Below are 7,940 nucleotides of genomic sequence, written 5' to 3'. Positions count from 1 at the left end.
AGCGCGCCGCCCTGTCACGGCGGAGGTCGCGGGTTCAAGTCCCGTCAGGGTCGCTTTGGTTTCCGGAGCGATTTCGGAACGCCATCGGTGATCATCGCAAGATGTTGCCACGGCTCTGTAGCTCAGTTGGTAGAGCGTTCGACTGAAAATCGAAAGGTCACCGGATCGACGCCGGTCGGAGCCACCAGCAAAACGAAGCCCCGCAGTCCTGGTTCAGGATGCGGGGCTTTGTCGTACCGCCCACTGTCCAGCGCGGGCTCCGTCGGGCACCATGGGCTCATGAGCGCAACCGCATTCACCCTCATTGGCGGCCCCACGGCCTTGCTGGAATTCGGCGGATGGACGTTTCTGACCGACCCCACCTTTGATGAACCCGGCGAGTACCCCGGAACCGCCGGAAAGCTGGTGAAAACCTCCGGGCCTGCCGTCCACGTCGCAGACCTGCCGGCGCTGGACGCCATCCTCCTCTCGCACGACCAGCATGCCGACAACCTCGACGCGTCCGGCCGGAGATTGGTGGAAGCCGGGGGAGCCAAGGTCCTCGGCACCCTTGAGTCAGCAGACCGGCTCACGACCGTCACCGGCATGGGGCCGTGGGAGCGGACAGTGCTCGAGGCTGCCGATCGCACCACGATCACAGTCACCGCCGTCCCGGCCCGGCACGGACCGGAAGGATGCGAACCGGTGACCGGTACCGTCACCGGATTCGTCCTGACAGGGGCCGACCTGCCGACTGTCTATATCAGCGGCGACAACGCATCGCTGGAGGTGGTCGGCGCCGTTGCCGAACGTTTCGCCCCGATCGGAACGGCGGTGCTCTTCGCCGGAGCCGCCCGTGTGGGAGCGTTCGATAACGCTGCCCTGACGCTCACCGCAGAAGCCGCGGTGCAGGCGGCGCGCACTCTAGGGGCGGACACCGTGGTTCCGGTCCACGCTGAAGGGTGGAAGCACTACAGCGAAGGCCACCAGGAACTGAGCGCCGAATTCTCCGCCAACGGACTTGAGGACCGGCTCCGGATACCGACTCCGGGACAGAAACTGGCGCTGTAGGCCGCTGTTGCTGGGATCTGCCCCCGGAGCAGCCTCGCGGACTAGGTTCACGGACGCGTCCGCGGCTTGCCATCGCCCCACCCGTCAAGGTCCAGCCATTTCCCAGCCACCACTCAGGATCACGGGCCTACCATGGGAGGGAAGTGCGTGCCGCCTGCACCTGATGAGGCACCGGACCAGGGGGAAGAATGGAGCGAGGAGCATAGTGCGGGGCCTTCTGAAACTGGCCGCCACGGGAGTTGCGACCGCTGTCATGCTGACGGCCTGCAGCAGTGCAAATCCAGCGCCGAAAACGACGACGACGGCGCCCGCCCCCGCTGCGCCGGACTCCACCGCAGCGACCACGCCTGCTGCAGAAGCACGCTCCGCAACCGCCCCGGCCCCCGAACAGCCCGCCACGAAGTCGCCCGATCAGGCACCGCCGACGGCCTCCACCGACCCGGCCAGGGCCGACGGCGGAGCGGAGGGCGCCAATCCGTGGGGCAGGTACCAGGGCCCGGCCGACGCCTGCGCTGCCGTTGCCGCCAACCTGGCGTCCCTGCTGTTGGTCCCGCTCGGCTTCATGACCGGCGTGGAAGACTCGGACCTCAGCGCGTTGCAGGACGAGCTGGAAAAATTCAGCCGCGGCGTACCGCCCCAACTGACCGACGACCTGGACCGGGTGGAACACCAACTGGACCGAGCCGCTGCGACGGGCGAGTTGGACGCCGCAGCCTTTGCCCGCGTCCTCCAGCCGGTGGACTCCTGGCTGGCCGACCACTGCGGGGACTGAGGCGCTAGGCTTGCCCTGAGAGTCACCACGGCGTCAGGGAGAACAGATGCGTCAAGAGGATCGGCCGGCCGCCCCGTCCGCAGGAGAAGCCCCGGCGGGAGCTCATGCCGTCGCAGCTGCCGGGGGTGCGGGCTTGCCGGAGGTGCCCGCAGCAGGGCAGGCAGCAGTGGTTTCCTCTCAGGTGTCGGCCCCGGCCGGTGAACGTCCGGCCGCTCCCGGCCGCACAACCATCTCCGAAGCCGCCGTGGCCAAGGTCGCGGCCGTCGCTGCCCGCTCCGTCCCGGGGGTTTACGCGCTCGGCAGCGGCACAGCCCGTGCACTGAGTGCTCTGCGGGACGTCGTGGGCGGCGGTGATGCCGCCGGCCAGGGTGTGCACGTGGAGGTCGGCCAGACGCAGGTTGCCGTGGACATCAGCCTGGTGGCCGTCTACGGCAAGCCCTTGCAGGAACTGGCGGGCAGCGTGCGCGCGGCGGTGTACACCGCCGTCGAGCAACTGGTGGGGCTGGACGTGATTGAGGTGAACGTGGAGATCAATGACGTCCACGTTCCCGGCCTGGACCCCAAGGCGCCGGCAGAGAAGCCGGTCCGCCAGGCGGCCCAGTAACAGGATGCGCGAGACGGCGGGAGGAGCGAGGATGAGCTACACGGTGGTCGGCATGGCCGTCGGTGCGGTGCTGGCATGGGCTGCGCTGGTGTTCAACTTTTGGGGATTCCTGCTCATGGCGGTGTTCCTGGGGGTGGGCGCTTTGCTGGGCCGTGCCGCGGAAGGCAAGCTCGACTGGCGCAGCATCCGCGACGCGTTGACCGGACGCCGCTCGTCTTCATGACGGAACACGCCGTGGATGCCGAAAACCTGCCTCCCCGTCCGGATGGACCGCCGCTGGCTTACCGTCCGGGTGGATTGCCGGCGCCGGACCCCTCCGGGCCGGACCCGGCGTCCCATCCGGGCGGGCCGCAAGGGGAACGCTATGCCGGCCACACCCGGGTCAGCACCCAGGCTTTAACCAGCACCGCGCAGGGCGCCGCGGCCGAAGTGCTGGGGATTTCTCCCTCCCTTGTCCGCGCAACGTGGCGTGACGACGCCGGTTCCCTCGCCTTGTCCCTGGCGCTTCCGGTGGGCATCCCCTCGCTGAACCGGGTGGTGCGGGACCCGCATCTTGTGGACGGGTTCGGCGGGTCGATTTGGGACCGCGCCCATGCGGCCAAGGGGGTGATCCTGGAGACGGTTTCGCGGATCAGCGGTTCGCAGTTGAGCCGGGTGGACATCAGGGTCACCGGTATCCGTGTGCAGGATGGAGGCCGGGTCCGGTGAGCAGCACCGACGTGGAAAGCGAACAGTCGGCCGTTGAACGGTTTGCCGACGAGCGCCTGGCCGACAGGGAACTGCGGAATTCCCGCGCGCTGGCGGCGGTGATCGCTGCCGTCCTCGTGGCCCTGGCCTGCCTCTATCTGCTGCTGGAAGCAGCGCTGAAAGCCATTGGGCAGCGCCGCTGGCTGGCGGCCCCGGAAGAGGCGGCAAGCTGGATCCACCACCTGCCGGGCAATGTTGCCCCGGTTATCCTGGGTGCCTCCGGGGCGTTGATCCTGATCCTGGGTTTGCTCTTTTTCCTGCAAGGCATACTCCCCGGACACCTGCACCGCCACCGTATTCCCGGCCGCCGCGGCGTCGTGGTGGTGGACGATGAAGTGATTGCCGCATCGCTGGCGCGCCGTGCCCGCACCGAGGCGCAGGTGGCGCGCGAGCAGGTGCTGGTGGTCGTCTCGCGCGGCCTGGTCGAAGTCCGGCTGCGGCCCACCTCCGGCATCCCGGTGGACGCCGATGCCATCCAAGCCGCAGTGGAGGACGAAGTCCGACGGACGCGGATCAGCCCGACGCCGCAGGTGCGCGTGTTCGTCTCCAGTTCAGGGGTGGTGGGGCAGTGAACCAGACACCCCGGACGCTGAACCGCATCCTGCTCACTCTTCTGGGACTTCTGCTGATGCTGGTCGGCGGCACGACGCTGGCGCTGGCGCTGGTTCCGGCCCTTGCGGACTGGTGGCACACCGCCACGGAACAGGCCGGCGCCAACCTGCGGACGGTGCTGGACGCCACCACCCTGCCCGGTCAACGCTACAGCTGGCTGTGGATTGTGGTGTCCCTGGTGCTGCTCCTGATGGTGCTGCTGATGATTGCGTGGGCGGCCCAGCAAGGCAAGGGGCGCACCGGTACCATTGCCGCAGATTACGACGGCGAGGGGAGCCCCGGCGTGGTTCGGCTCAGTGCCGCCGTGGCAGAGCAGGCGCTGCGTGCTGCGCTGCACGAACGCGACAACATCCTCAACGCGACGGTCACTGCCTACGACTACGAGGGCGGCGGCGGCTTGCGCATCCGCGTCGCCCCGCGGCTTGGAGTATCACCGCAGGCCGTGGCAGACGAGGTGTCCGACCTGGTCGAAGCGCTGGACCTGACGCTCGGGGTGCACTTCCCGGTGGTCATCCACTTGGTGGCCGGCACCCGTTCGCGGCTGGTCCGCCCCGACCGGGTCCGCTGACCCCTTCAACCACGGACGCGCCGCTGAACCCCGCGACCGTCGTCGAGCGTCCGTGTCCGCTGGTCTTCCCTCCACGGACGCGCCGCTGAACCCCGCGACGGGCCGTGGCCGGGAGCGTGCCTACCCCAGCCAGACGGCGGCGTTCGGCGCGAGCAACCCGTCGGTGACCGCATCGTCCTGGGAGGCCAGCGCCACCGATGCTCCAGCGGGCAGCGGGATCGGCGACGCCCCCAGGTTTGCCAGCACCTGAAGCGTGGCGTTGCGGTAGCTCAGGATTCCCGACGCCGGACTGTGCTCCGCGGCCCATTCGAGGCTGCCCTGGCCCAGCTTCTGCTCTGCCCGCAGGCTCAAGGCAGCCCGGTACAACTCATAGCTGGAAGTCGCTACTCCCACCTGCCGGTCGACGGCATAACGGGCAAAACCATCCGGCTGCGGCAACCACGGTTCGCGTTGCGTGGAGCCCCAACCGAAGCCGTGCGCCTGGGCGCGCCACGGAATCGGTACCCGGCAGCCGTCGCGGCCCCGCTCTTCCCCGCCGGTCCGGAAGAACGCCGGGTCTTGGCGCACCTCGGCCGGCAAGGTGGTGTGCTCGGGCAGGCCCAGTTCGTCGCCCTGGTAAATGTAGGCGGAGCCGGGCAGCGCCAGCATGATCAGCGCAGCGGCCCGGCCGCGGGCGTACCCGAGTTCCTCGTCGGGCTGCTCGTCCTCCGGGCCAATGCCCTTGGGGAGCGTGGTGGGGTCTTGCAAACCGTAACGGGTGCTGTGGCGGACGGTGTCATGGTTGGACAGCACCCAGGTACTCGGTGCGCCCACGGATGCCGCGGCGGCCAGCGAATCCTCAATGCTGCGCGCCATCCGGGAGGCATCCCAGCCGGCGAGCAGGAAATCGAAGTTGAAGGCCTGCTGCATCTCGTCCGGCCGGACGTAGGCAAAAAGCCGCTCGACCGGTTCCACCCAGGCCTCAGCGACCAGCATGCGGTCGCCGTCGTACTCAGCCAATACCTTGTGCCACTCACGGTAGATCTCGTGCACGCCGTCCTGGTCGAAGTACGGCGGGGTCTCCGCACGAGCGTGGGCCCCGTCGACCGTAGCCAGGCTCCGCGCCGCCGCCCGGGCGGAATCGTCTTCCGCTGGCGACAGGACCTGGTCCTCGGCAGGGCGGGCATCCGGGGTGGTGGGCGAGGCGCCGGCGGGTTGGCCAACCGCCGCTCCGGCGCCGGAGAGTACGTCCCCGTCCGGGAGCCGTTCATTGCCGGCCACCATCGAGGTCTTGGCCGCCCAGTCCGGCAGGCCCTCGGCCTTGACCAGCCCGTGCGCCACGTCAATCCGGAAGCCGTCCACGCCGCGGTCCAACCAGAACCTCAAAACGGCGACCATTTCGGCCTGGACCTCCGGGTTCTCCCAGTTCAGGTCCGGCTGCGTGGAATCAAACAAATGCAGGTACCACTGGCCCGGCCTGCCGTCGGGCTCCGTAACCCGGGTCCAGGCGTTGCCGCCGAACACCGACTGCCAGTTGTTGGGCGGTTCATTTCCGTCCGCCCCCTTCCCGTCGCGGAAAATGTAGCGGGCACGCTCGGGCGAATCCGGGGCCGCGGCCAGTGCGCTGACAAACCACTCGTGCCGGTCGGACGTGTGGTTCGGGACCAGGTCGACGATCACCCGCATGCCCAGTTCATGGGTTCGGGCCAGTAGCGAGTCGAAGTCTTCCAGCGTGCCGAACAGAGGATCCACGTCGCGGTAGTCGGCAACATCGTAGCCGGCGTCGTGTTGCGGGGACACGTAAAAGGGGGAGAGCCAGATGGCGTCCACGCCCAGGTTTTTCAAGTAGGGGATCTTGGCGCTGATGCCCGCCAGGTCGCCCATTCCATCGCCATTGTTATCGGCGAACGAGCGCGGATAGATCTGGTAGATGACGGCGTCGCGCCACCATGGTACGGATGCTGCAGCCATTGACACTCCTCGGCTCGCTGGTCAGGACCACTTCCAGCCTAATGATCTGCAAAGCACAACGGTCCGGTGCGGCGGCGTCGGAGCCCTGGCTGGGGCATAGATCACGATTCGGCATCGAACGCCCCGGCCCTAAAAATGTGGCTTGCGACACATTTGGTAAGCGTTTACGTTACGAACTACCAGATTGGCACGTGGTGGCTTCTTTTCTGACCAGTTCAGCTGTTCCGCGGCCACCGGACGAAGGAGTCACATTATGCAGCTTGCACGCTCCAGAAAGGCCGTCCTGCCGATGGCCGCGCTCAGCGCCATGGCACTGACCCTCTCCGCCTGCGGGGGCAGCACGGAAGAGCCCGGCGGGTCGGCATCAGCCGCCGACTGTTCCGCCTACAAGTCCTACGGCACCTTTGACGGCGCCAAAGTCAGCGTCTACTCCACCATCACCGATACCGAGCAGGATTTGCTGGAGAACTCCTGGGCGGACTTTGAGGAGTGCACCGGGATCGACGTGGTGTACGAGGGATCCAACGAGTTCGAGACCCAGCTCCAGGTCCGTGCGCAAGGCGGCAATCCGCCGGACGTGGCGATCATCCCGCAGCCGGGCCTGCTGGCTTCCCAGGCCAAGGCCGGATACCTCAAGCCCGCACCGCAGGAAGTCTCCGACCTGGTGGACAAGAACTGGTCGAAGGACTGGAAGGCCTACGGGACGATCGACGGCACGTTTTACGCCGCTCCCATGCTGGCCAGCGTCAAGGGCTACATCTGGTACGTGCCGTCCACCTTCAAGGAGAAGGGCTGGGAGGTCCCGCAGACCTGGGACGAGATGATGAAACTGACCCAGACCATCGCGGACGAGGGCACCATGAAGCCCTGGTGCGCGGGCTTCGAATCCGGCGACGCCACCGGCTGGCCGGGCACCGACTGGATCGAGGACGCGCTGCTGCGCCAAGCCGGTCCGGAGGTTTACGACAAGTGGATCACCCACGACATCCCGTTCAACGACCCGCAGGTGGTTGACGCTTTCGACGCCGTCGGCGACATCCTGAAGAACGAGGACTATGTCAACGGCGGCATCGGCGACGTCCGCTCGATCATCTCCACGTCAGTGGACGACGGCGGCTTGCCGGTGATCGACGGCTCGTGCGCCATGCACCACCAGGCGACCTTCCAGGCCGCCAACTGGCCGGAGGGCACCAACGTGGCCGAGGACGGCGACGTCTGGGCCTTCATCACGCCGGGCAAGGAAGCCGGTGCCAGCGCCATCACCGGCGGCGGTGAGTTCGTGGCTGCCTACACCGACAGCGACGAGGTCTCGGCCTACCTCCAGTTCATGGCTTCGCCCGAGTTCGCCAACAACCGGGTGAAGCAAGGTGCCGCAATCAGCGCCAACAAGGGTCTTGACCCGGCGCTGGCCGCCAGCGACCTGGACCGCAAGTCGATCGAACTGCTGCAGTCGGAGGACACCACCTTCCGCTTCGACGGTTCGGACCTGATGCCGGGGGCCGTGGGCTCCAACTCCTTCTGGAAGGGCATCGTGGAATGGATCAACGGCAAGCCGACCAAGGAAGTCGTCGACTCCATTGAAGCCAGCTGGCCCGCGGACTAGGTCAACATCCAGTGCCCGGCCGTGCGCTTGTGAC

General features: G+C 67.6%; 9 protein-coding genes and 1 tRNA gene. 9 read left to right on the top strand and 1 reads right to left on the bottom strand.

Annotated features, from left to right (window positions below):
* Window positions 1-111 precede the first annotated feature (111 nt).
* The 8 genes from AC5RWT_RS32010 to AC5RWT_RS31975 all read left to right on the top strand — a co-directional run bounded on the left by AC5RWT_RS32010 (window position 112) and on the right by AC5RWT_RS31975 (window position 4,353).
* Window positions 112-187, top strand: a tRNA-Phe gene (locus tag AC5RWT_RS32010).
* 92 nt (window positions 188-279) lie between these two features.
* Window positions 280-1,050, top strand: coding sequence for an MBL fold metallo-hydrolase (locus AC5RWT_RS32005; protein WP_494083737.1), 771 nt, complete (start codon window positions 280-282; stop codon window positions 1,048-1,050).
* A 205-nt stretch (window positions 1,051-1,255) separates the two neighbouring features.
* On the top strand, window positions 1,256-1,822 hold the full coding sequence (locus AC5RWT_RS32000) for a hypothetical protein (RefSeq protein ID WP_494083736.1): 567 nt from the start codon (window positions 1,256-1,258) through the stop codon (window positions 1,820-1,822).
* Between the two features lie 46 nt (window positions 1,823-1,868).
* Window positions 1,869-2,426, top strand: coding sequence for an Asp23/Gls24 family envelope stress response protein (locus tag AC5RWT_RS31995; RefSeq protein ID WP_494083735.1), 558 nt, complete (start codon window positions 1,869-1,871; stop codon window positions 2,424-2,426).
* A gap of 31 nt (window positions 2,427-2,457) precedes the next feature.
* A complete protein-coding gene (locus AC5RWT_RS31990; RefSeq protein ID WP_493969403.1) occupies window positions 2,458-2,649 on the top strand; it encodes a hypothetical protein in 192 nt (63 codons plus the stop codon).
* A gap of 74 nt (window positions 2,650-2,723) precedes the next feature.
* Window positions 2,724-3,134, top strand: coding sequence for a hypothetical protein (locus AC5RWT_RS31985; protein WP_494083738.1), 411 nt, complete (start codon window positions 2,724-2,726; stop codon window positions 3,132-3,134).
* On the top strand, window positions 3,131-3,745 hold the full coding sequence (locus tag AC5RWT_RS31980) for a hypothetical protein (protein ID WP_494083734.1): 615 nt from the start codon (window positions 3,131-3,133) through the stop codon (window positions 3,743-3,745). The genes AC5RWT_RS31985 and AC5RWT_RS31980 overlap by 4 nt, the downstream gene beginning before the upstream one ends.
* Window positions 3,742-4,353 carry a hypothetical protein gene (locus tag AC5RWT_RS31975; protein ID WP_494083733.1) on the top strand — a complete coding sequence of 204 codons (612 nt, stop codon included), beginning with the start codon at window positions 3,742-3,744 and terminating at the stop codon, window positions 4,351-4,353. Before AC5RWT_RS31980 ends, AC5RWT_RS31975 begins: the two co-directional genes overlap by 4 nt.
* 120 nt (window positions 4,354-4,473) lie before the next feature.
* Here AC5RWT_RS31975 and AC5RWT_RS31970 read toward each other — a convergent pair whose 3' ends face one another.
* Window positions 4,474-6,303 carry a glycoside hydrolase family 13 protein gene (locus tag AC5RWT_RS31970; protein ID WP_494083732.1) on the bottom strand — a complete coding sequence of 610 codons (1,830 nt, stop codon included), beginning with the start codon at window positions 6,301-6,303 and terminating at the stop codon, window positions 4,474-4,476.
* A gap of 253 nt (window positions 6,304-6,556) precedes the next feature.
* On the opposite strand from AC5RWT_RS31970, the gene AC5RWT_RS31965 reads away from it, so the two are divergent.
* A complete protein-coding gene (locus AC5RWT_RS31965; protein ID WP_494083731.1) occupies window positions 6,557-7,906 on the top strand; it encodes an ABC transporter substrate-binding protein in 1,350 nt (449 codons plus the stop codon).
* Window positions 7,907-7,940 lie beyond the last annotated feature (34 nt).

Source organism: Arthrobacter sp. Dra40 (genome assembly GCF_059091905.1).
This window is presented reverse-complemented; position numbering and strand designations above follow the sequence as displayed.